This window comes from Streptomyces sp. NPDC048278 (assembly GCF_040652195.1).
GTDB lineage: Bacteria > Actinomycetota > Actinomycetes > Streptomycetales > Streptomycetaceae > Streptomyces.
Genome location: NZ_JBEZLP010000042.1, coordinates 68,261 through 88,985, shown reverse-complemented (window position 1 = coordinate 88,985; position 20,725 = coordinate 68,261). Strand labels below are relative to the sequence as shown.

General features: G+C 73.5%; 13 protein-coding genes. 5 read left to right on the top strand and 8 right to left on the bottom strand.

Annotation, left to right across the window (positions count from 1 at the left end):
* Nucleotides 1–17: 17 nt before the first annotated feature.
* From AB0D74_RS43560 to AB0D74_RS43545, 4 genes are read left to right on the top strand one after another with little or no spacing between them, the layout of a single operon-like run.
* Nucleotides 18–1,694, top strand: a complete 1,677-nt coding sequence (locus AB0D74_RS43560; RefSeq protein ID WP_362599828.1) for a thiamine pyrophosphate-binding protein — start codon at nucleotides 18–20, stop codon at nucleotides 1,692–1,694.
* Between the two features lie 5 nt (nucleotides 1,695–1,699).
* The gene (locus AB0D74_RS43555) at nucleotides 1,700–2,320 is read left to right on the top strand and encodes a DJ-1/PfpI family protein (protein WP_362599826.1); all 621 of its coding nucleotides are present in this window, start codon (nucleotides 1,700–1,702) and stop codon (nucleotides 2,318–2,320) included.
* Between the two features lie 31 nt (nucleotides 2,321–2,351).
* On the top strand, nucleotides 2,352–4,349 hold the full coding sequence (locus AB0D74_RS43550) for an alpha-1,4-glucan--maltose-1-phosphate maltosyltransferase (protein ID WP_362599824.1): 1,998 nt from the start codon (nucleotides 2,352–2,354) through the stop codon (nucleotides 4,347–4,349).
* Entirely contained in the window at nucleotides 4,346–5,764 is a 1,419-nt protein-coding gene (locus AB0D74_RS43545) for a hypothetical protein (RefSeq protein ID WP_362599822.1), read from the top strand. Before AB0D74_RS43550 ends, AB0D74_RS43545 begins: the two co-directional genes overlap by 4 nt.
* Before the next feature lie 468 nt (nucleotides 5,765–6,232).
* On the opposite strand, the gene AB0D74_RS43540 is transcribed toward AB0D74_RS43545, so the two are convergent.
* The 4 genes from AB0D74_RS43540 to AB0D74_RS43525 all read right to left on the bottom strand — a co-directional run bounded on the left by AB0D74_RS43540 (nucleotide 6,233) and on the right by AB0D74_RS43525 (nucleotide 12,447).
* Entirely contained in the window at nucleotides 6,233–7,591 is a 1,359-nt protein-coding gene (locus AB0D74_RS43540; protein WP_362599820.1) for a helix-turn-helix domain-containing protein, read from the bottom strand.
* A 475-nt stretch (nucleotides 7,592–8,066) separates the two neighbouring features.
* The gene (locus AB0D74_RS43535) at nucleotides 8,067–10,508 is read right to left on the bottom strand and encodes a dipeptide ABC transporter ATP-binding protein (RefSeq protein ID WP_362599818.1); all 2,442 of its coding nucleotides are present in this window, start codon (nucleotides 10,506–10,508) and stop codon (nucleotides 8,067–8,069) included.
* On the bottom strand, nucleotides 10,505–11,368 hold the full coding sequence (locus AB0D74_RS43530; RefSeq protein ID WP_362599850.1) for an ABC transporter permease: 864 nt from the start codon (nucleotides 11,366–11,368) through the stop codon (nucleotides 10,505–10,507). The genes AB0D74_RS43535 and AB0D74_RS43530 overlap by 4 nt, the downstream gene beginning before the upstream one ends.
* A gap of 95 nt (nucleotides 11,369–11,463) precedes the next feature.
* Nucleotides 11,464–12,447: an ABC transporter permease gene (locus tag AB0D74_RS43525; RefSeq protein ID WP_362599816.1), complete on the bottom strand. Its 984-nt coding sequence runs from the start codon at nucleotides 12,445–12,447 to the stop codon at nucleotides 11,464–11,466.
* Nucleotides 12,448–12,607: 160 nt separating this feature from the next.
* Here AB0D74_RS43525 and AB0D74_RS43520 point away from each other — a divergent pair, with 160 nt between their 5' ends.
* Nucleotides 12,608–14,272 (top strand): ABC transporter family substrate-binding protein, encoded by a 1,665-nt coding sequence (locus AB0D74_RS43520; RefSeq protein ID WP_362599814.1) that lies wholly within the window; start codon nucleotides 12,608–12,610, stop codon nucleotides 14,270–14,272.
* A 64-nt stretch (nucleotides 14,273–14,336) separates the two neighbouring features.
* Here the strand turns inward: AB0D74_RS43520 and AB0D74_RS43515 are convergent, their stop codons facing one another.
* Genes AB0D74_RS43515 through AB0D74_RS43500 form a run of 4 tightly spaced genes read right to left on the bottom strand, consistent with a single transcriptional unit; the run spans nucleotide 14,337 to nucleotide 20,656 of the window.
* Nucleotides 14,337–15,518: an IS701 family transposase gene (locus AB0D74_RS43515; RefSeq protein ID WP_362599812.1), complete on the bottom strand. Its 1,182-nt coding sequence runs from the start codon at nucleotides 15,516–15,518 to the stop codon at nucleotides 14,337–14,339.
* 31 nt (nucleotides 15,519–15,549) lie between these two features.
* Nucleotides 15,550–17,709, bottom strand: coding sequence for an AGE family epimerase/isomerase (locus AB0D74_RS43510; RefSeq protein ID WP_362599810.1), 2,160 nt, complete (start codon nucleotides 17,707–17,709; stop codon nucleotides 15,550–15,552).
* On the bottom strand, nucleotides 17,706–19,949 hold the full coding sequence (gene glgX, locus AB0D74_RS43505; RefSeq protein ID WP_362599808.1) for a glycogen debranching protein GlgX: 2,244 nt from the start codon (nucleotides 19,947–19,949) through the stop codon (nucleotides 17,706–17,708). The genes AB0D74_RS43510 and glgX overlap by 4 nt, the downstream gene beginning before the upstream one ends.
* Nucleotides 19,946–20,656: an SDR family oxidoreductase gene (locus AB0D74_RS43500; RefSeq protein WP_362599806.1), complete on the bottom strand. Its 711-nt coding sequence runs from the start codon at nucleotides 20,654–20,656 to the stop codon at nucleotides 19,946–19,948. Before AB0D74_RS43500 ends, glgX begins: the two co-directional genes overlap by 4 nt.
* Between the last annotated feature and the right edge of the window lie 69 nt (nucleotides 20,657–20,725).

The following is a 20,725-nucleotide window of genomic DNA, read 5'->3' as shown; positions in this document are numbered from 1 at the left end:
CGCGAGAGGTGACCAGCATGGACAGCAGGCCCGCGCGCGTCGCGCTCCTGGAGCAACTGGAGGCCGAAGGCGTCCGGTACATGTTCGGCAACCCCGGCACGGTCGAGCAGGGGTTCCTCGACGAACTGCGCTCCTTCCCCTCGATCCAGTACATCCTGGCCCTGCAGGAGGCCACGGCCGTCGGCATGGCGGACGGCCACGCCCGTGCCACCCGCACCCCCGCGGTCCTGCAACTGCACTCCGGGGTCGGCCTTGGCAACGGCATCGGCATGCTCTACCAGGCCATGCGCGGCCACGCCCCGATCGTCACCCTGGTCGGCGAGGCCGGGCTGCGGTACGCGGGACTGGACGCCCAGATGGCCGCCGACCTGGTCGGCATGGCGGAGCCGGTCACCAAGTGGGCGACCCGGGTGCTCGACCCCGACTCCACGCTGCGGGTGCTGCGCCGCGCCCTCAAGGTGGCCGGAACCCCGCCGTACGGGCCGGTCCTGGTGGTGCTGCCCGCCGACGTGATGGACGCCGGCACCCGGGAGCCCGTCGTCCCGGTCAGCTACCCGGACACCCGCAGCCTGCCCGCCCCGGACACCGTCGCCCGGGCCGCCGCCCTGCTCGCCGGGGCCCGGCGCCCGCTGATCGTGGCCGGCGACGGCGTGCACTTCGCGGGCGCCCAGACCGAACTGGCCCGCCTCGCCGAGGTGTGGGGCGCCGACGTGTACGGCGCCGACTGGGCCGAGGTCAACCTCTCCGCGCAACACCCGTCCTACGCGGGCCAGTTGGGGCACATGTTCGGCGAGCAGAGCCGGCGGATCACCGGCGCGGCCGACGGCGTCCTGATCGTCGGCACCTATGCGCTGCCCGAGGTGTTCCCGGCCCTGTACGACGTCTTCGCCGAGGGCACCCCGGTGGTCCACGTGGACCTCGACACCGACGCCATCGCGAAGAACTTCCCGGTCGACCTCGGCATCGTGGCCGACCCGAAGGCCACCCTCGGGCTGCTCGCCGACGCGCTGCACGGGGAGCTGGGCGACGGGCGGCGGGCCGAGGCGGCCGAGCGGCTGCGGGTGCGGGCCGCCGAGCGGGCCGACGCCCTGGCCGGCGCCCGGGAGAAGGACCTGGCCGACGGCGAGGCGCAGTCCGTGCCCACCGCCGCCTTCGCCAGGGAACTGGCGCGCCAACTCCCTCCGGACGCCCTGCTGTTCGACGAGGCGCTGACCGCGTCCCCGGTGCTCTTCCGCCACCTGCCGCCCACCGAGCCCGGCCGGTGGATGCAGACCCGGGGCGGCTCCCTCGGCGTCGGCCTGCCCGGCGCGCTCGGCGCCCAGCTCGCCCACCCCGACCGCACGGTGGTCGGCTTCACCGGCGACGGCGGCTCCATGTACACCTTCCAGGCCCTGTGGACGGCCGCCCGGTACGGCCTGCCCACCAAGTTCGTGATCTGCAACAACGGCAGCTACCGGCTGCTGGAGGACAACATCGAGGAGTACTGGCGGGAGACCGGCATACCGGCCCACGAACAGCCCGGCATGTTCGACCTCTCCCACCCGCCCATCGACTTCGTCGGCCTCGCCCGCTCCCTCGGCGTGGCCGCCGTACGGGTGGAGAAGCCCGGCCAGGCCGAGGGTGCCGTGGCACAGGCCCTCGCCCACCACGGGCCGTTCCTCGTCGACCTGGTGACGGCCAAGGGAAAGGGGTGACCCCCGTGCGACTGAACGGACACAAGATCGCCGTCCTGATGGAGAGCGACTTCTACGAGCCCGAGATCCTCTACTACCGCTACCGCTTCCCCGAGGAGGGCGCCGAGGTCCACTTCCTGACCCGGCTCTGGGGCAACGAGGCCATGACCTTCCAGGGGCACGAGCACCGCATGCCCTTCGAGGTCACCGAGTCCTTCGAGGACGTCGACGAGTTCGCGCTCAAGGAGTACTCGGCGGTGATCGTCCCCTCCGGGATGGTCTCCGACCGCCTCCGCTACACCGACGACCCCGACCGGCTGCCGCCCGCCTCGCAGTTCCTGCGCCGCGCGTTCGCCGACCCGGCGATCGTCAAGGGCATCATCTGCCACGGCATGTGGCTCGCCGCGCCCATCCCGAACCTGATGCGCGGCCGGCGCGCGGTGGTGCACAACAACCTGCTCGGCGACCTGCGGAACATGGGCGGCGAGTACGTCGACGAGGACGTCGTGATCCACGACGACCTGGTCACCGGCCGCACCGGCAACCACTGCCACGTCTTCGCCCGCACCATCATCGACCTGCTCGCCGACCGTCAGCCCGCCGAGTCCGCCCCGGCCGCCCAGGCAGCCGAGGCCGGGCAGGGCTGACGGAAGGCGAACGGGGAGAGGAGCGATCATCATGACACCGGTGACCGGGCGCATCCCCGTCCTCGACGTCCGCCCCCGGGTGCGGGACGGGGAACTGCCCGCCAAGGCCGTGACCGGAGAGCACCTCGACATCACGGCCACCGTCTTCCGCGAGGGCCACGGCGTGATCGCCGCGGACGTGGTCCTGCGCGGTCCCGAGGGCGCCCCCGCCCGGCGGGTGCCGATGACCCTCGTCGACGAGGACGCCGACCGCTGGAGCGCCACCGTGGTCCCCGACGCCGAGGGCCTGTGGACTTTCCGGGTGGAGGCCTGGGCCGATCCGCTGGCCACCTGGCGCCGGGACGCCGCGCTGAAGGTCGAGGCCGGTGTCGACACCGAACTCACCCTGCGCGAGGGCGTGCTGCTGCACGAGAGGGCGGCACACGGCGACAACGACATCACCGACTGGGGCCGGCGCGAGGAGGCCAGGGCCGCGGTCGCCGCGCTCCGCGACACCCTGGGTCCGGCCTCGGCCCGGCTGGCGGCCGTCACCAACCCCCGGGTGACGGCCGCCCTGGGCCGCTACGCGGTGCGTGAACTGGTCACCGCCTCCCGGCCGCTGCCGCTCCGCGTGGAGCGGCGGCGGGCCCTGGTGGGCTCCTGGTACGAGCTGTTCCCGCGCTCGGAGGGCGCGGTCGTGACGGCGGACGGGCGGACGGTGAGCGGCACCCTGCGGACCGCCGCCGAACGGCTGCCCGCCGTCGCGGCGATGGGCTTCGACGTGGTGTACCTGCCACCCGTCCACCCCATCGGCGCCACCCACCGCAAAGGGCCCGACAACGTTCTCGTCGCGGGCCCGGACGACGTCGGCTCGCCCTGGGCCATCGGCTCCTGGCAGGGCGGCCACGACGCCGTCCACCCCGACCTCGGCACCCTGGACGACTTCCGGTACTTCGTCACCACCGCCCGGGGCCTCGGCCTGGAGGTGGCGATCGACTTCGCCCTCCAGTGCTCCCCGGACCACCCCTGGGTGACCGGGCACCCCGAGTGGTTCCACCACCGGGTGGACGGCTCGGTCGCCTACGCCGAGAACCCGCCCAAGACCTACGAGGACATCCACCCCCTCGACTTCGACACCGACTTCGAGGGCCTGTACGCGGAGGCACTGCGCGTCCTGCGGCACTGGACGGCACAGGGCGTGCGGATCTTCCGCGTCGACAACCCGCACACCAAGCCGGTCCACTTCTGGGAGCGGCTGATCGCCGAGGTCGACGCGACCGACCCGGACGTGCTGTTCCTGGCCGAGGCGTTCACCCGGCGGGCCATGGTGTACGCCCTGGCCCAGGCCGGCTTCCAGCAGTCGTACACCTACTTCACCTGGAAGAACACCAAGCGGGAGCTGACCGAGTACCTGCCCGAACTCACCCGGGACAGCGCCGACTTCCTGCGGCCCAACCTGTTCGTGAACACCCCGGACATCCTGTCCGCCTACCTCCAGCACGGCGGCCGGCCCGCCTTCGAGGTCCGGGCCGTCCTGGCGGCCACCGCCGCGCCCAGCTGGGGCGTGTACGCCGGGTACGAGCTGTGCGAGAACACCCCGCTCACCGAGGGCACCGAGGACTACCTCGCCTCGGAGAAGTACCAGTTGCGGCCCCGGGACTGGGCCCGCGCCGAGGCCGAGGGGCGCACCCTCGCCCCGCTGATCACCCTGCTCAACCGGCTCCGCCGGACCCGTCCGGCCCTCCAGGAACTGCGCAACCTGCGGCTCCAGCACACCGACAACGACCAGATCCTCGCCTACTCGAAGCACGTGCGGCTGCCCGAGGGCGGCACCGACGTGGTCCTGGTCGTCGTCAACCTGGATCCGCACCGGGCCCAGGAGGCCACCGTGACCTGCGACCTGGCGGCCCTCGGCCTGCCCGTCGACGGCACGCTCAAGCTCCGCGACGAACTCACCGGAGCCGCCTACGCCTGGGGCGAGTCCACCTACGTGCGTCTCGACCCGGCCCACCAGGTCGCGCACGTACTGACGACCGAGGAGGCGTCATGAGGACGGAGATCCTGCAGCCGCTGCTGCCCGCGCTCGGGCCGTGGATGGCGGGCCGCCGCTGGTTCGACAGCCGCTACGCCGGCGCCCCGCTGACCGCCGAGGCGGCCTCGGTGGTCGGCGACGAACCCCCGCTGCTGCTGCACGCCGTGGTCTCGGCCGACGGCGCCGCCGGCCCGCTGCGGGTCCAGCTCCTGCTGGGCCTGCGTCCGGAGCTGCCGGACCGGCTGGCCCCCGCCGCGGTCGCCACCGTGCCGGCCGGCCCCTGGCGGGGCTGGCGGGTCTACGACGCGCTCGCCGACGGCACCCTGCTCGCGCTGCTGCTGCGCACCCTGGCGGGCGGCGGCGCCGAGCACGGGCCGCGCCTGGAGCGCAGCTCCCGCTACCCGCTGCCCGTCGGCCTGGTGCCCCGGCCGCTCCAGGTGGAGCAGAGCAACACCTCCGTGGCCTACGGCGACCGGGTGCTGCTGAAGATCTTCCGCCGCCCGGAACCGGGCCCGCACACCGAGGTCGAGGCGCTGCGGGCGCTCACCGGCCAGGACTGCACCCGCACGCCCCACCTCTACGGCGCGGTGCACAGCGACGCCCCCGGCGCGGAGGGCCTGGTGCTCGGCCTCGTCGAGGAGTTCCTGCCGGACGCCAGGGACGGCTGGGCGGAGGCGGTACGGCAGGCCACCGGCTCCGTGGCCGGCACCGGCCGCGGCGGCCCGGCCGGGGGCGGCTTCACCGCCGACGCGGCTGCCCTCGGCCGGGCCGTCGCCGACGTGCACGGCGCGCTCGGCGAGGCGTTCGGACGGACCCGGCTCACCGTGGAGGACGTGGCCGAGGAGACGGCCCGGATGACCATGCGCCTCAAGGAGGCCGCCGAGGAGGTCCCGGCCCTCGCCCGGTACACCGGACGGCTCGCCGCCCTCTTCGACGACTGCGCCCGGGTCGCCGGGCGCGGCTGCCCGCTCTACGTCCAGCGCACCCACGGCGACCTGCACCTCGGGCAGGCGCTCCAGGCCCACGACGGCTGGCGGATCGTGGACTTCGAGGGCGAGCCGGCCCAGCCGGCCGCCGAACGGGCCCGCCCGCAGCCGGTGCTGAAGGACGTCGCCGGCATGCTGCGCTCCTTCGACTACGCGGCCCGCACCGGCCTCGCCGCCGTCGAGGACGCCGACCCGGCGGAGTCCGCACCGGCGGCCCGGCTGCGACGGCGCCGGCGGGCCGCCGCGTGGGCGGTGCGCAACCGGCGCGCGTTCGTCGCCGGGTACGCCGCCGCCGGGCACGAGGACCCGGACTGCCACCCCGTGCTCCTCCGCGCCTTCGAGGCGGACAAGGCCGTCTACGAGGCCGTGTACGAGTCCCGACTCCGCCCCGACCGACTGCCGGTCCCGCTCGCCGCGGTGCACCGCCTGGCCGCCGCTCCACACTGACGGCCGCCCCGCCCCGGACAGTCCCGCCCCGGCACCGCCCCGGAGACACGGGTCCCGGCGCCCGGCGCCCGATCTGAGGCCCGCCGGGGGGCCTGCCTCGGCGTGCGGTCCGCAACGTGCCCGGGAGCCCGACCGGGCGTGCGGTCCGGCACCGGGCCGGGGCCGGACCGGGGCCGGGTCGGGGCCGGGTCGGGGCGTCCGGGCGGGTGTGGGGCTCGGCCCCGGGTGGCCGGTCCCGGGTCGGTCCGGGGTCGGTCCGGGGTCCGCGTGGCGGCCGGGCCGGGGTCGGTCCGGGCGGGTGGCCCGGCGTCGCAGGGGGCTCGGTGCGGCGTCGAAACCGGCGTCGAATCCGGCGGTGAAAGGGGCGGAACCGGTGCCGGGAAATCGGTGTCCGACGGTCTTTCAATTCTCTTTGCCGTGACGGTATTTCACGGCGGTTCCGGAAGGGGAATTCAGGTGGTGCGCGGGTCAGGAACGGCCCTGCTCGGTGAAGGACGCGCTCGGGTCGCGGTTCGGGGCCAGGCCGGCCGACGACAGCGCCCGGTCGTACGCCTGGAGGGCCGCCGTGCTGTTGCCCTGGCGGCGCCACAGGTCGCCCACGTAACGCCAGTTGAGCGCGGTCTGGTGGGACGGCGGGAACTGGCGCAGCTGCCGGGTCGCGGCCTGGAGGCACTGGGCCGCCTGCTCGTAGTCGCCGCGCAGCAGATGGATCTCGGCGAGCGTGGCGCGCGCGCCGACCGCCTGGATGCGGGACTCCGGGCCGGTGAGGCCGAGGGCCCGCTCCGCGTGGGCCGCGGCCTCGTCCCAGTTGCCGAGCATCGCGTCCGCGTCGGCCAGGCCGATCTCGCACTGGGCCAGCTCCGGGGCGTTGCCGACCTCCGCCAGCAACTGCTGCGCGTCCTCCAGGAGTTGCTTGGCGCGTGCCGGTTCGGGCTGGTCGACCTGGAGGAGCAGCGAGCCGCAGTTCATCTTGAGCATGGCGACATGGCGGATGTTGTCGTCCTCGGACATCAGCGCCAGCGCCCGCTCCACCAGGGCCAGTGCCTCGTTCAGCTGGCCGCGGGAGCGGGCCACGAGCCCCGCGTTCCAGAAGACGGCACCCCGCGCGGCCCGTGCCCCCTGCTTCTCGGCGGCGTCCAGGAGCCGGACGCCGAGCAGCTGGGCCCGGGTGAGGTCGCCGCGCATGTGGAACGAGGCCATGAGCGTGGCGCCGAGCTGGACGTGGTCGACCGTGACGTCCAGGCCGAGGGCGTCGAGCCGGGACATGGCACGCTCGCCGATCTCGATGCTCGTGGTGATGTCGCCGGCGTTGCGGTAGCAGCGGCACAGGGCGACCGACACCGTGCACCAGTCGGCGGAACCGGGCGGCAGCTCGGGGTCGCGCTGGAGGTCCTCCAGGATCGTGATGGCGGCCTCGATCCGGTCCAGCTTCTCCAGGGCGGAGGCCTGCGCGATACGGGCGCGCCGGGTCATCGACGGGTCCAGCAGGGACGGCTTGGCCAGGAGGTCGCTCAGCGTCTGGAGCGCCTCGCCGTTGCTGCCGTTGCGCAGGGCCATCTCGCCGAACGCGAGCCGCAGCCGGGTCTCCTCCAGCTCGTGGTCGTCGCGTCCGCTGCGCAGGTACTCCACGGAGCAGCCCAGGCGCTCGGCGAGCGCGGCGAGCACCGAGTCCGACGGCGCGCCGCGCTTCCCCGACTCGATCAGGGAGATGTAGCTCGCCGAAATCTCCCCGGACGCGAGGTCCTGCTGCTTGAGTCCACGTTTGCCGCGCAACACCCTGATGCGCTCGCCCAGTCCTGCGGCCGTCGCGTTGCCGAGTGGATCCATGCCAACTCCTCGGTGCAGTACTTGACTGTCGGGATGACAGATCGATGTTACCAGTAAGTTGATATTTACCCAATGGGCTTCCGGTGATCTTTTAGTGGCTCTCCACCGCATTTTGCAGCGCGGTTCTCTGATCGCATTCGCGATTTCCTTATCCGGTGCGCGGTATTCCGTTTGATTATGAATAATTTTGCAAGAAACTGCTTGACTGCTTTAGTCATTCAATGTTGACTGTAATTGTCAAGGCGCATCCTTCTATTGTTCAGGGGAGGGGATTTTCGTGAGCAATAAAATAATCGCGCTCTTCGCAATCGTCGTACTCATCAGTGGTCTCGTGGCGGGCGGCCTGTGGCTGAACGACTCCGGGCCGGGCGTCCGTCCGCAGCACGAGGGCATGGCCGCATCCAGCGGTGGGAGTGGTGGTTGCTGCTGACCCACACGCGCTTCGTACGGGACCGGGTCCGGTCCGGCGGTCGCCCTACGGCCGCCGGACCGGACCCGGTCCTTCACCGTGCGGGAAGTGGCAGGAGACGGAGTGGCCGCCGGCCGGCCCGGCCGCCCGCCCGCGCGGTGTCTCCTCCGCGCACCGCCGCCGCTCGGCCGTGGAGAGCACGGCCTGCACGGGACAGCGGGCCCGGAAACCGCACCCGGAGGCGGCGCGCGGACCCGGCCCGGGATCGGCGGGCAGCACGATCCGGCGCCGGGAGCGCTCGGCGACCGGATCCGGCAGCGGGACGGCCGACAGCAGCGCCCGGGTGTAGGGATGGCGAGGCCGGCCGAACACCTCGGCCACGCCGCCCGTCTCCACCGTGCGGCCCGCGTACATGACCGACACCCGGTCGGCGAGCTGCCGGACCACCGCGAGGTCGTGCGAGACCAGCAGGTACGCCGGGCCCGGGTCCCGCTTCAGCCGCAGCAGCAGGTCCAGGATCCCGGCCTGCACCGACACGTCCAGCGCGGACACCGGTTCGTCCAGCAGCAGCAGCGCGGGCCCGACCGCCAGGGCCCGCGCGATGGCGACGCGCTGCCGCTGCCCCCCGGAGAACTGGTGCGGGTAGCCGTCCGCGTCCGCCGGGCGCAGCCCCACCTGGGACAGCAGCCGCGGCACCCGCGCCGCGACCACGGCCGCCGGCACCCGCGCGGCCTGCAACGGCTCCGCGACGATGTCACCCAGCGGCATCCGCGGATCGAGGCTCGACATCGGATCCTGCGGCACCAGCTGCACCGCCGTCCGCAGCTCGCGCGCCGCCTGCCGGGAGAGCAGCGCGGTGTCCCGCCCGAGCACCTCCACCCGCCCGGCCTGCGGGGCCGCCAGCGCGGCGATCTCCCGCAGCGTCGTACTCTTCCCGGCCCCGGACTCCCCGACCAGCGCCAGCGTCTCCCCGCGCCGCACCTCCAGGTCGACCCACTCGACGGCCCGCACGGCGGGGACCCGGCGGTGCCGGAACCCCGGCGCCCGGTACGACCGGCCGAGCCCGGAGACCGACAGCACGATGTCGGCGGCGGTGCCCGTCGCCGGTGCGCCGGCATCCGCCGGTGTGCCGCCGGCCGGCGGCCACGGTCCGGGCGGGGTGGTGGCCAGGGGGTGTCCGGCACGGTCCGTGCCGGACGGCGGCGGCGCGGTTGCCGGGGCCGCGGACGCCCCGACGGACGTGTTCCCCGTGGTCTGCGAGGGCGACTCGGCGGGGCGGCCGTGGCGCCCCCGGGTGCCCAGGGTCCGGTGCCACGCTCCGGGCGGGACGGCCGGGACGCGCTCCGCGGCGGCCGTGCCCGCATGGCCGTCCGGTACGGCTGCCGGGCGCGCGGGCGGCCCGCCGGGCGTGACGCCCCGCTCCGATGGGTCCGTCGGCGGTGGCCCGAACAGCTCCGCCGCGCTCCGGTGCCGGACCTCCGGGATCCGCCGGCAGGCCGCCGTGTGCGCGTCGGGGGCCGAGCCGTCGGCGCGGGACGGGCTGTCGACCCCCGTGAGCGGGGGCTCGGCCGCGTGGCACTCCGGTTCCGCCAGGGGGCAGCGCGGGGCGAAGGGGCAGCCCGGGCCGGCGTCGCCCGGGGCGGGGGCGGTGCCCGGGACCGGGGTGGGCGGGACCCGGGCGTCCAGGCGGGGCACGGAGCCGAGGAGGCCGAGGGTGTACGGCATCCGGGGGCGGCAGAGCACCGCCTCCGCCGGGCCCGTCTCCACCACCCGCCCCGCGTACAGGACCGCGACCCGGTCCGCGGCGCCCGCGACCACGCCGAGGTCGTGGGTGACGAGGAGCAGCGCCGCCCCCGTCTCCCGCCGGGCGGTCGCGAGCGCATCGAGGACCTGGGCCTGCACGGTCACGTCCAGTGCGCTGGTCGGCTCGTCCGCGACGAGGACCGCGGGCCGGTTCGCCACCGCCATCGCGATCATGGCCCGCTGGAGCATTCCGCCGGAGAGCTGGTGGGGGAGGGCGCGGGCGGCCCGGGACGGCTGCGGCACCCCCACGAAGTCCAGGAGTTCCACGGCCCGCCGCAGCGCCGTCTCGCGGCGTGGGCGCGGGCGTTCGTGGATGCGCAGGGCCTCCGCGAGCTGGTCGCCGACCCGCAGTACGGGGGTGAAGGCGTGCAGCGGGTCCTGGAAGACCATCGCGATCCGGCTCCCCCGGACCCGGGCCAGCTCCCGCTCCGGCCGGCCCAGCAGCTCCTCGCCCAGCAGCCGTACCGAACCGCCCACCCGGGCGTCGGGCGGGGCCAGGCCGAGCAGGGACAGCGCGGTGAGCGACTTGCCCGCGCCGGACTCGCCGACCAGGCCCAGGACTTCGCCGGGGCGCAGCGCGAGGTCCACGCCGCGCACCACGGGGACGGGCGCCCGGCGCCGTCCGCCGCCGAAGGCGACCGTCAGGCCGCGCACCTCCAGGACCGGGGCCCCCGGTCCGTGCGCCGCCGGGCCCGCGCCCGTCACGCGAGCCCCGACACGGCACCGCGGGGCGGCCCGGCGGGCCGTACCGTCGTGGGGTCCAGGGCGTCGCGCAGGGCGTTGCCGAGGAGGCCGACGGCGAGCACGAACGCGACGAGCAGGCCCGCCGGGAAGAAGAACATCCACGGATACACCAGGGCCACGTCGGACGCGTCCGCGATCAGCGTGCCCAGGGAGACGTCGGGCGGCTGGACGCCGAAGCCGAAGTAGGACAGCCCGGCCTCGCTGACCACCGCCCCGGCCACCGTGACGGTCGCGTCGGTGACCAGGAAGGAGGCCAGGTGCGGCAGCACGTGCCGCCAGATGATCCGCACCGGCCCGACCCCCGTCAGCCGCGCCACCACCACGAACTGCCGCTCCTTCAGCGAGCGCGTCATGCCGCGCACCGCCCGCGCGGTGACCATCCAGCCCAGCAGGGCGAGCAGCCCGGCCAGCGCGAGCCAGCCCCAGCGCCGAAGGCGCGGCGCGAGCACCACGAGGACCAGGAAGCCGGGGAGCACGAGCAGCAGGTCCGCCACGAGCATCAGCAACCGGTCGGTCCAGCCGCCGAAGTAGCCCGCGCAGGTGCCCACCGCCGCCGCCAGCCCGGTGGCGACCGCGGCCACCAGCGCGCCGATCAGCAGCGACTTGCGCAGCCCGTGCGCGACCTGGGCGAACACGTCCTGCCCGATCCGGTTCGTGCCCATCCAGTGCCGGGCGTCCGGCGGCTGCCGCAGCGCGGTGTAGTCGACGTCCGTGAAGGACCACCGGCACACGGACGGCCCCAGGGCCGCGAGCGCCACCAGGGCCAGCAGCAGCGCGAGCCCGCACAGCGCCCCCGGGTGCCGGGCCAGCCGCCCGAGCACGGCCCGCCCCCGCCGGCCGCGCACGGCCCGCCCCCGCCGGCTGTGCAGGACCCGCCCCCGCCGCCCGAGCAGGACCCGCTCCCGCCGCCCGGTTCTCACGGCTCCCGCACCCGGGGATCGAGCAGCGCGTGCAGGACGTCCGCGACCAGCCCCGCCAGCAGGACGACGGCCGCGGCGAAGCCGTCGACCGCCACGACCGAGTTCACGTCCCCCTTCTCCACCGAGTCGATCAGCCAGCTGCCCATGCCGGGCCAGCCGAAGACCCGCTCGGTGAACACCGCCCCGGTGACCAGGGTGAGGACGCCGAAGGAGAAGAAGACCGTCATCGGCACCAGCGAGATCCGCAACCCGTGCCGCAGCAGCGCGCGTCCCGGGGTGAGCCCCTTGGCACGGGCGGTGCGCAGGTAGTCCGCGCCGAGCACGTCCAGGGTGGCGGCCCGCTGGTAGCGGCTGTACAGGGCGATTGCCGCGAGCGCCACGCAGAGCGCCGGGAGCACCAGGTGGGCCGCCGTGTCCCGCAGGTGGACGGTCCAGTCGCCCTGCAACCCGGGGGTGTGCTCCCCGGTGTACTTGACGACGGTGCGGCCCGCGGCCCGGTTGGCCGCGAGCGCCCCGGTCTTCAGCAGCAGCGCCAGCACGAAGGTGGGGACGCACAGCACCGCGAAGGAGAACCCGGCCAGCGCCCGGTCGCCGAGCCCGCCGCGCCGGACCGCCGCCCACAGCCCGGCCAGCGTGCCGACGGCCGTACCGGCCACCGTGCCCACCAGCAGCAGCCGTACCGACACGCCGATCCGGCGGCCGAACTCGGCGCTCACCGAGTCGCCGTCGATGGTGCGGCCCAGGTCGCCGTGGGCGGCGCGGTCCGCCCAGTGCGCGAAGCGCTCCGGCAGCGGGGCGCGGTCGTCCATGCCGAGCCGGGACAGCTCGCGGTCGACGACCCGGGCCGGCGGCGGGGGCCTGCGGTCCTCGAAGTACGCGCGGGGATCGAGCGCCGTCGAGGCGAGGGCGTAGGAGATAACCAGGGAGACGAGGAACAGGACGACACAGCGGGCCAGGCGCCTGGCGACCAGGAAGAACATGGCACTCCTGACGGAGGGGAGTCTGCCTTCTCTTCATGTGCGGGAAACACCGTGATGTTAAGCTCCGACGCCGCAATTCCCAGGGCATTGAGGGTAGTTGGCGGTCCCGTGACGCCGGAGAGGCTGACAGGTGGAGCGATTACGGGGATGGCCCGCATGGGTGGCCGTCTGGGCGCTCATCGTCCTCACGGCGACCGGATGCACCGCGTCCGGCGGGCACGACGGTTCCCGGCACCAGGCGCTGCCGACCTACGGCACCTACGACATCAACGCCCTGCCGTCCGGGGACCTCCGCTCCGGCGGGACCCTGACCGTGCCGATCACACAGATGATCACGCAGTTCAACTTCAACCACGTCGACGGCGCCCTGGACGACGTGTGGACCGTCGACACGATGACGGAGCCGCGGCTCTTCACCCGCGACGCGGAGGGCGTCCCCCGGATCGTCACGGACTACCTGACCTCGGCCACCGTCTCCACCGCCGGTTTGCGGCAGGTCGTCACCTACCGGCTCAACCCGAAGGCCCGCTGGTCCGACGGCACGGCCCTGAGCTGGCGGGACTTCGCCGCCCAGTGGCACGCGGTCGGCGGCGGCGACGACCGGTACCTGGTCGCCGACCCGAGCGGCTACGACCGGATCGCCGACGTCCGCCGGGGCGCCGACGCGCACGAGGTCGAGGTCACCTTCAAGCAGCCGTACGCCGACTGGCGCAGGCTCTTCACGCCGCTCTTCCCGGCCGTCGCCTACGACAGCCCGCAGCGCTTCGACTCCGACTGGCAGGGGCGGCTCCCGGTCACCGCGGGCCCCTTCCGGCTCGCCTCCGTCGACCGCACCGCACAGACCCTCACCCTCGTCCCGGACTCCGGCTGGTGGGGCACCCGGCCCCGGCTCGACCGGATCGTCTTCCGCGTCCTGGACCCCGACGCCGCCCTGCAGGCCTTCCTCAACGGCGAGGTCGACGTCGTCAACGCCGCCACCAGCGAGGCCTACGCCCAGCTCGCCGAGGCGAAGGACACCGCCATCCGGGTCGGCTCCGCCTGGGACGAGGTGCACATCACGCTGAACGGCGCGAGCGGGCCGCTGGCCGACCGGGCGGTGCGCAACGCCCTCCAGCAGGCCGTGGACCGCCCGGCGCTGGCCGAGGTCGCCGCCTCGGGGCTGCCGGTGAAGGTGCCGTTGCTCGGCAACCACTTCTTCATGACCAACCAGCCCGGCTACGCCGACGACTCCGGCCCGTACGGCCGCTTCGACCTGACGGCCGCCGAGCGCGCCCTGGACCGCGCGGGCTGGCGCAGCCGGGGCGACGGGCAGCCGAGGGCCAAGGACGGCCGCAGCCTCACCCTGCGCCTGGTGCTGAGCGAGGGCACCAACCGGCTCGGCGAGGACCTCGCCCAGCTCGTCCAGCAGATGCTGGCCAGGGCCGGGGTCCGCGTCGACATCGAGAAGGTGCCCGCCACCGCCTACGGCCCGCAGTACCTCGACAAGGGCAACTTCGACCTCGCCATCTTCCGGTTCACCGGCCTGACCTACCCGAGCTCCGCCTACGCCATCTACCGGCGCCCGGCCGGCGGCCAGGTCTTCGAGAACTACGGCCGGGTCGGCTCCGCCCAGGTGGACGAACTCCTCGACAAAGCCGCCGGCACCCTCGACGAACGGGCCGCGCAGAGCCTCTACAACGAGGCGGACGCGCAGATCTGGCGGCTCGGCCACGACATCGAGCTCTACCAGCGCCCCCAGATCCTCGCCGTCCGCAAGGGCCTCGCCAACTACGGCGTCCCCGGCCTCGGCGACATCGACTTCGCGAAGGTCGGCTGGGAGAAGTGAGCGCACGGCGGCCCCGTGCGGACGTGTCCGCACGGGGCCGTCTTGGCTGTGCCGGTGGCGCTGTTCAGGCATGCGGTGTGCTCAGGGCTCTCTCGTCGGCCTGCTGGCGCACCATGTCGAAGCCGAGCGCGGCCGAGGCCAGCGTCACGTGGTGGTGCCAGCCGCGGAAGGAGCGGCCCTCGAAGTCACCGAGGCCGAACTCGTCGTGCATCCGGCCCAGCGCCTCACCGGCGAACCTGCGCAGCCGGGCCAGCAGCACGATCTCCGCGAGCCGCCGGACCGGCAGGTTGGTCAGCCAGTAGGCCCGCGGCTGCGGCCGGCCGTAGGGCCAGTCCGCGAGGAGCATCCGCGCCCGGGGCGCGGCACTCGGGCCGCCCTCCGGGGAGCGCTCGGCCCGCAGCAGCACCGGAACGGTCAGGAACTCCGAGTGCCACATGCGTTCGGTCACCGGGTCGTGCCAGGTCACCGACGTCCGCTCGGTGTGCCGGGCGGCGTGTGCGGCGAGGTCGGCCAGGGTGCCGCCGGTGCCGCCGGCCCGGCCGCGGGGCAGGAGCACCGGGGTGTGCGGCGATGCCTGGACCACATAGCCGAGACCACGGGCCTCAAGACCCCGCAGCAGGGGGTCGGGGTCCCCGTCGCCGCGCCAGTCGGCCAGCACCGGCAGGGGTTCCAGGGACCACTCGTCGAGCATCTCGTCGAGCGCCTCCAGGACGTAGCTCCACCGCGGGCGGCAGCGCTCGTGCTCCGGCAGGTGGGCCTGGCCGCGCAGCCCCTCGTCGCGGTCCCAGCGGGTCGGCAGCACCAGCCGCCAGTTCACCGGGACCCCGCCGGCGTGCCCCACCAGCGAGGTCGCCAGCGCCAGCTGGCAGTTGACGGTGCGTTCCTGGGACGTCGCGTACTGGCGGGCCACGCCGACCGAGCGGTCGCCGTTCTTGGCGAAGACGACCTCGTCGACCGACCAGGCCTCGGCCCGGAAGGCCCGGACCATCTGCCCGGCCAGCCGGCCGCGCACCGGCGCGGACGCCCACGGGCTCTGGTTCACGAACTGCTGGATCTGCTGCACCGCCCGCCGCCCCAGCACCTGTTCGGTGATCCGGCCCGGCGTCTTGCGGCCGGGGACGGCCAGCAGGCCGCGCAGGTAGACCTCCCCCCAGCGCCGCTGGTCGGCCCGGGTGAACTGGCCGAACAGCTCGCCGCAGTAGGCCGGCAGGTCGCGGGCACCGGGCGGGGCACCCGGGGTACGCACGGACGGTAACGGGAGTGCGAGGGTCGCGAGATCACTCATGGTTGCAGTCGTCACCACCCTCCAGCAGGAAGGCGTCCGTGGCGAGCAGCGCGTCGGCGACCTCCGGCAGGGCACAGCCCACGATCACGAAGTCGACGTCGAGCCCCGCCTTGGTGCGCTGGAACAGCAGCTCGTTGATGGCGGACCGGCACATCTCGCTGGTCTCGCACAGGTGGAACTCCACCCGCCCGGGCGTGGCCGCCATGACCTCGCCGAGGATCCGGCGGAACTTGCCCAGTTCGGCGGCGTCGATCACGCCGCGGCAGCTGATGTGCGCGGTGCCGCCGTCGAACTCGCTGCGCATCCGCAGCCGCATCTGCGCGGGCTCCAGCTCCACCCGCACCCGCACCGGCTCGGTGCCCTCGGGCAGCCGTACGGTGAGGTCCTTGGCGTCGAAGTTCTGGTACGGCTGCCCGTCCACCCACACCCGGGTCAGCTCGGCCGAGCCGGCCGGCAGCAGGTCGGGCGCCACCCGCAGCAGCCGCTCCGGGAGGTCGTCGGGGCGCGGCCGGAAGTGCAGGGTCACCGGGTCGTTGCCGAGCAGCAGACCGGTGTAGGTCGCCGACAGGTAGCAGAGCTCCAGCGCGTGGTAGCCGGCCATCGCGTGGCTGCCCTTGAGCCGCTCGGTGCCCAGCAGGTACGGGATGCCGTTGGCGAGGACGTTGAAGTAGACGCCGCCGTCCTCGTAGTCGAGGAAGTAGGCGTTGTAGAACGACGCCGCCTCGCGGGCCAGCCGCAGGTGCTCGGGGTCGTCGGTGGTGCCGGCCAGGATGAGGTAGGCGAGGATCGCCTGCTCCTGCTGCCACCAGGCCTTGCGGTCGTGCCAGACCATGCGGTGGATGCCGCTGTCCGGGTCGGGCTGCCGCTCCACCACGTCGTACCAGCCGCTGCGCAGGCCGTCGCTGCCGACCGAGGGCATCAGCTCGGCGATCCGCTCCGCCGTGGTGAGGTACTCGGGCTTGTCGTGCAGGGCCTTGATGCGGGTCAGGTTCCAGGTGATCTTCAGGTTGTGGCCGACCACCGCGCGGTCCTGCTGCCAGCCCCAGGTGCGGTCGGGGCTCCAGTCGGCGTGGAACCGTTCCTGCACGAACGGGGAGTTGGGCTCGTCCGGGAACCGCCTGACGATCGTGTCCGCGGTCTCCTCCAGGAGCGCGGCGAAGTCCGGACGGCCGGTCGCCAGGTAGGCGTTGATCAGGTAGGCCGGGGCGTGGTCGCCGACCGAGTTCCAGTTCTTGCGGGACCGGTTGCGGCCCAGCGAGTCGGCGCCCGGGTCGAGGGAGATCGGGTCCAGGTGCGAGAAGAACCCGCCCTCGACCGGGTCCCGGAAGTACTTCTGGAACAGGGCGACCGTGCGGTCGATGTCGTTCAGGATCTTCGGGTCGCCGGTGATCCGGAAGGTCTGGGTGGGTCCGGCGAGCGCGTAGATCTGCTCGTACATCGGGATCGCGTCGTAGTCGTCGCCGAACTCCGAGGCGAAGACGGGCCGGTGGCCGCCCGGCGTGATGTCGATGCCGTGGTACCAGTAGGTGATCCCGTCGGCCTGGTCGTCGACCCGCATGTGCTCGCGCAGGTACTCGGTGCCGGACTGCGCCGCCTCCAGGAAGCGGTCCTCGCCGGTCAGCAGGTAGGTCGTGGCCAGCCCGTACACCAGCCGGGAGATGGTGTCGGTCTCCTGGCGCACGTCCTGCCCGTGGAAGTCGGGTAAGTGGGTGCCGCTGAGGGTGAGGTGGGTGCGGAAGTTGCGCCAGTCGTAGTTCCCGTCCGGGAACTGGCCGCGCAGGTAGAAGTCGGCGATCGCGGCGGCCTGCTGCACCCACCAGTTCGGGTGCTCGAAGACGTACTGGCCGCGGCTCTCCTCCGGGAAGGTGATCTCCTTCGCGTCGAAGCGGGCGCCGCCCTCCCACTCGTAGAGGATCCCGTACGCGAACAGGAACCGGCCCTCGGCCAGCATGTCGACGGTCTGGGCCGTGGTGTCGTGGTAGGAGTCGCCGAGGTTGCGGACGATGCGGGAGACGGCGTTGTGGGTCAGGTGGACCGTGAACTCCCGCCCGTCCGGGCTGCGCAGGCCGAACATGCGCCTCGTGGGGCTGTAGTGGGTGACGTACCCCGCCAGGGTGTCGGAGGTGATGCGTCGTTGGGAGAGTGCGCTCATCGTCGCGTGCCCTTCTCGTCGGGCAGGGCCGCGAGCAGCACGATGCTGCGGCCCTGAGCGTGATAGGTGGGACCGTCGACCGGCTCCTCCGCTCCGGGCGGGAGGATCTCGTACGGGGCCGGCCGGGCCGTGTCCAGGACGCGGTGCCAGCGGTGGCCGGGCAGCTCGGGCAGCTCGAACTCGAGGCCCAGGTGGTACATGTTGAGGATCAGGTGCAGGTCCGGGTCGCCGTCGAAACCGCCGTACGTGCACGCCAGCACGTGGGCGTCGGGGTTCTCCCAGCCCGGCTGGTGCAGTCGCGTGCCGTGCCAGGTGATGTCCGGCAGGAGACGGGGGTTGAGCCGCTCGGAGAAGAACTGCGGTTCCCGGAAGGTGCGGTAGCGCTTGCGCAGCCCGATGACGTCGCGGGTGAACCCGAGGGTCTCCCGCTCCTTGTCGGCCTGGTCCCAGTCGAGCCAGGAGAGCGGCCCGTCCTGGCAGTAGCCGTTGTTGTTGCCGGCCTGGCTGTTGCGGAACTCGTCCCCGGCCAGCAGCATCGGCACGCCCCGGCTGAGCATGAGGACCGACAGCAGGTTCTTGACCTGCCGCACCCGCAGCCCCTCGACCTCCGGGTCGTCCGCGGGGCCCTCGGAGCCGCAGTTCCAGCTGTAGTTCTCGTTGGTCCCGTCGGCGTCCGCCTCACCGTTGGCGTGGTTGTGCTTGGTGTTGTAGCTGACCAGGTCGTTGAGGGTGAAGCCGTCGTGGCAGGTCACGAAGTTGATGCTGTTGGTGGGCAGTTCCTCCTGCGGCGCGAACAGGTCCGCCGAGCCGCCGAGCCGGGAGGCGACCTCGCCGGCGATGCCCGCGTCACCGCGCACGAACCGCCGTACGTCGTCCCGGAACGGGCCGTTCCACTGCGCCCAGCGCTTCCCGGGGAAGCGGCCCACCTGGTAGAGCCCGCCGCCGTCCCAGGGCTCCGCGATGATCTTCGTCTCGGCGAGGATCTGCGACAGCTCGATCGCCCACAGCGCGGGCGGCACCGCCATCTCGTAGCCCATCGGGCCGCGGGACAGCTCCGAGGCGAGGTCGAAGCGGAAGCCGTCGACGTGGTGCTCGGAGACCCAGTACTCCAGCGACTCCAGGATGAACTTGGTGACGATCGGGTGGTTGGCGTTGATCGCGTTGCCGCACCCCGTGAAGTCCATGTAGTGGGAGCGGTCCTGCGGCCACAGGTGGTAGTAGGCCTCGTTCGCCGCGCCCCGGAAGCTGATGGTCGGCCCGAACTCGTTGCCCTCGCTGGTGTGGTTGAAGACCACGTCGAGGATGACCTCGATGCCCGCCTTGTGGAACGCCTTCACCATGTCGCGGAACTCGGTGATGTGGGTGGCCAGATGGGGGCTGGAGCAGTACCCGGTGTGCGGGGCGAAGAACCCGTACGGGTCGTAGCCCCAGTAGTTGCGCAGCTCCCTCCCGTCCGGTCCGGTGCGCAGCACCTGGGTCTCGTCGAAGTCGAAGACCGGCAGCAGCTCCACCGCCGTGACGCCGAGTTCCTTCAGGTGCGGGATCTTGTCGATGACGGCCGAGAAGGTCCCCGGGTGCTCCGCGCCGGAGGTCGGCGAGGCGGTGAAGCCGCGGACGTGCATCTCGTAGACGACGGTGTCCGCCATCGGGGTGCGCAGCGGGGTGTCGCCCTCCCAGTCGTAGTCGTCCAGGTCGACGACCAGGCTGCGCATGGAGTGCTCGACGTTGTCCCCAGGGCCGATCGCTCGGGTCCGCTCCCAGCAGCTGTTGACGTTGGCGCGGGCGTAGGGGTCGACCAGCACCTTGCGGTGGTCGAAGCGGCTGCCCCCGGCGGCCGGGTCGCGCGGCCCGTCCATGCGGTACGCGTAGACCTGGCCGGCGCCGAGCCCCTGCACATGGCAGTGCCAGAAGTGGAAGCTGCGGTGCCGCTCGGGGTGCAGCCGGACCGTCCGGTAGGGCTGCGGGCTGTCGCAGTGCTCGAACAGCAGCAGGTCGACGCGGGTGGCGTGCTCGGAGAAGACCGAGAAGTTGACCCCGTCGGCGTCGACGGTGCTGCCCAGCGGCTGCGGGTGGCCCGGGGCGACCCCCGGCTGGACGAGGTCGAGGGTGTCGGGAGCCTGGTCGGCGGGCAGGGTCATGTACTCGTTCGCGGTGGTCGTGCCGGTGGTCGTCGTGGCGGTCGTCATGGCGGTCGTCGTGGTGGCGGCCGGCTGGTCCTGGGCCTCGGGCGGGGCGCTCATGCGAACACCGCCCTGGTCCCGGCCGGGGCGTCGGCCCGCAGCCCGGTGAAGAGCTCGTCCCAGGGCACGGGACCGGAGGCCGGGCCCGCCTCGCTGCGCATCTCGAACGTCACGCCGTGCGCCGTGGGCGAGTCGATCGCCCGGACGCAGGCCTCGGCGACATGCTCGCGGGCCACGTACCCGTCGCCCACGTCGCCCTGCTCCAGGTGGAGCACGCCGTGGCCGGGCTCGTCGGTCAGCCAGCCCGGCCGGATCACCGTGTAGGGCAGGCCCGAGGAGCGGACCGCGTCCTCGCCGGCCAGCCGCCAGTCCAGCATCCTGCCGTAGGCGTTCATGGGGTGGTCCCTGCGGGTGACGTGCCGCTGGCTGACCAGCACGAAGTGCCGGCCGGCCGGGGCCGCGCCCAGGACGTCGAGGACGTGCCGGACGCCGCCGTGCAGAGTCGACTCCGGACTGTCCGGGCCGGCGGCGTCGGTGCCCGGCTCCACGGCGTAGACGACCGCGGCGCACCCGTGCAGCGGGGTGCGGAGCGTGCCGGGGTCGCGCACGTCGGCCGTGAAGTACTGCGCCTGCGCGGGCATGTGCCGCCGGGCGCGCTGGGTGCTGCGGCCGATGACCCGGACGGTCTCGCCCCGGGCCAGCAACCGGCGGGTGACGAGCCGGCCGACCCGGCCGGTCCCTCCTATGACTGCGATCGGGCTGTCCATCGAGAAAACTCCCCAGGCTGTAGACGAGCCGGACGATTGGGGTGCGGGAAGGAGCAGGTGGATGCGTCA